Genomic DNA, 2,894 nt, shown 5'->3' with positions numbered 1-2,894 from the left:
GCCATCACCAACACCGCCGATTCGCCGCTGGCGCGGGCCTCGGACTATGCGATCGATATCCTGGCCGGCCCCGAGCGCAGCGTGGCGGCAACCAAGACCTTCATCAATTCCGCTGTCGCCGGCCTCGCCCTGATGGCGCATGCCACCGGCGACGATGCGCTTCTGGCGGCCCTCGCCCAATTGCCTGGGCATTTCCGCAAGGCGATCGCTTGCGACTGGATGAGCGTGCTGGCCGAGACGATCGAGAAGCAGAAGTCGCTATTCATCCTGGGCCGCGGCCCGTCGGCTGCGATGGCCAACGAAGCGGCGCTCAAATTCAAGGAGACCTGCGGCATGCATGCCGAGGCCTACAGCGCCGCCGAAGTCATGCATGGCCCGCTGGCACTGATCGGGCCCGATTTTCCGGTGCTGGCGCTGGCCGCGCGCGATGCGTCCGAGCCGTCTATCGCCGAGGCCGCCGACGGCCTGGCGGCCAAGGGCGCGCCGGTGTTCGTCACCTCCGCACTTGCCCAGCGCGCCGTGCGCCTGCCGCATGTCGCCACCGGCCACCCGCTGACCGATCCGCTGACGCTGATCGTCTCCTTCTACATGTTCGTCGAGGCCTTTGCCCGCCATCGCGGCCTCGATCCGGACACGCCGCGCAATCTTCGCAAGGTGACGGAGACCGTATGAGCGACCGTTTTGCCCTGACTGGCGCCCGGATTTTCGATGGCGACGACTGGCATGAAGGCCACGCGCTGGTCGTGCGTGACGGCCTCGTCGAGGCTATTTTGCCCACCAGCGCCATCCCCTCGGATATCCGCGCCGTCGACACCGGCGGCGGCGTGCTGGCGCCGGGCTTCGTCGACCTGCAGGTCAATGGCGGTGGCGGCGTCATGCTCAACGACCACCCCGATGTCGCCTCGATCGAAACCATCTGCAAGGCGCATGCGCCCTTCGGCACGACGGCGCTGCTTGTGACGCTGATCACCGACACGCCCGGCGTCACCGCCGCCGCCGTCGCCGCCGGCGAAGCAGCGGCGCTGCGGAAGGTGCCGGGCTTCCTCGGCCTGCATCTCGAAGGCCCGCATCTGTCGATCGCCCGCAAGGGCGCGCATGATCCGGCGCTGATCCGGCCGATGCTCGATGCCGACCAGGCGATGCTGATCGCGGCGCGGCAAAAGCTGCCGGTGCTGCTCACCACCGTCGCGCCGGAATCCGTCGAGCCGGCACGCGTCGCGGCAATCGCCAAGGCCGGTGTCATCGTCAGTCTTGGCCATTCCGACACCGGATACGCCACCGCCAGCACCTTCGCCGAAGCCGGCGCGAGCGTGGTCACCCATCTGTTCAACGCGATGAGCCAGATCGGCAATCGCGAGCCAGGGCTGGCGGGCGCAGCCATCGATATCGGCACCTTGTCCGCCGGTCTTATCGCCGACGGCATCCATGTCGATCCCGCCACCATCAAGATCGCACTGCGCGCCAAGCAAGGTCCCGGCAAGATCGTGCTGGTCAGCGACGCCATGGCGACAATCGGCACCGACATGACCTCGTTCACGCTCAACGGCCGCACCATCTACCGCAAGGATGGCAGCCTGCGGCTTGCCGACGGAACGCTGGCGGGTGCCGATCTCGACATGATCTCGGCTGTTCGCTTCATGCACAATGTCGTTGGCATCGATCTATCCGAGGCCTTGCGCATGGCCTCATTGTATCCGGCGCAGGCGATCGGCCAGTCGCACCGACTTGGCCGCTTCGCCAATGGCACGGCAGCCGATATCGTTGCGCTGTCGGACGATCTCGACATAAGAAGCGTCTGGATCGGCGGCGGCAAGGTGTTCGAGGCCACCGCTTCACGCTGAAAGCAAGACCATGCAAGATATCGATTGCGTCGTCGCCGGAGCGGGCGTCGTTGGGCTCGCCGTCGCCCGCGCGCTCGCTTTGTCGGGCCGAGAGGTGCTGGTGATCGAGCAGGCTGATGCGATCGGCACCGTCACGAGCTCACGCAATTCCGAGGTCATCCATGCCGGGCTCTATTATGCGCCCGGGAGCCTGAAAGCCCGGCTCTGCGTCGAAGGGCGTGAGCGGCTCTACACCTATTGCTGCGAGCGCAACGTCGCCCATGATCGCACCGGCAAGCTGATCGTCGCCGTCGAACCGGATCAGTTGGGCAGGCTGAGCGCGATCAGGGCCAATGCGCAGAGCTGCGGGGTTGGCGATCTCGATCTGCTTACACAGGCACAAGCCGAAAGCCTCGAACCCGCGCTGAGGTGCGCCGGCGCGTTGCTGTCGCCATCGACCGGCATTGTCGACAGCCATGCACTGATGCTGTCGCTGCGCGGCGACGCGGAGACCGCCGGCGTGTCGTTCGCCTTCCTTACCACTGTCGCCGGAGCGGCCGTTGAAGTCGATGGAATCCGGATCGATACGCGCGATGCCAAGGGCGAGATCTTCGCATTGAAAACCGGCGCCTTCGTCAATGCGGCAGGTCTCGATGCACAAGCCCTGGCCAACCGGATCGAGGGGTTTTCACAAGACCTCGTTCCGCCGCTCTGGCTGGCGCGCGGCAATTACTTTTCGCTTTCGGGCCGGTCGCCCTTCTCGCGGCTGATCTATCCGGTCCCGGTCAATGGCGGCCTCGGCGTGCATCTGACGCTGGACCTTGGCGGCAGCGCGCGCTTTGGTCCGGATGTCGAATGGATCGACCACCTCGACTATACGGTCGATCCCCGCCGAAGCGCTGTCTTCTACGAGGCGATCCGGCGCTACTGGCCCGAGCTTGCCGACGGCGCCCTGCAGCCTGCCTATGCCGGCGTCAGACCGAAACTGTCCGGCCCCGGCCAGCCGGCTGCCGACTTCACGATCCAGGGTCCGGCCGACCATGGCGCCGGCCGCATCGTCAATTTGTTCGGCAT

General features: G+C 66.2%; 3 protein-coding genes. All 3 read left to right on the top strand.

Going from position 1 to position 2,894, the window contains the following annotated elements:
* On the top strand, positions 1–672 hold a 672-nt coding region (locus EN935_RS29395), incomplete at its 5' end, for an SIS domain-containing protein (RefSeq protein WP_164771422.1).
* The gene (gene nagA / locus EN935_RS29390; protein ID WP_109667479.1) at positions 669–1,841 is read left to right on the top strand and encodes an N-acetylglucosamine-6-phosphate deacetylase; all 1,173 of its coding nucleotides are present in this window, start codon (positions 669–671) and stop codon (positions 1,839–1,841) included. The genes EN935_RS29395 and nagA, both read left to right, overlap by 4 nt.
* 10 nt (positions 1,842–1,851) lie before the next feature.
* Positions 1,852–2,894, top strand: a 1,043-nt coding sequence (locus EN935_RS29385) for an NAD(P)/FAD-dependent oxidoreductase (RefSeq protein ID WP_164771421.1), incomplete at its 3' end; no start/stop codon positions are given.

Origin of the sequence: Mesorhizobium sp. M7D.F.Ca.US.004.03.1.1 (assembly GCF_003998635.1) — a bacterium.
GTDB classification, from domain to species: Bacteria; Pseudomonadota; Alphaproteobacteria; order Rhizobiales; family Rhizobiaceae; genus Mesorhizobium; species Mesorhizobium loti.
Note: the sequence above shows the minus strand (reverse complement) of the source record. Positions and strands in the feature narration are given on the sequence as shown.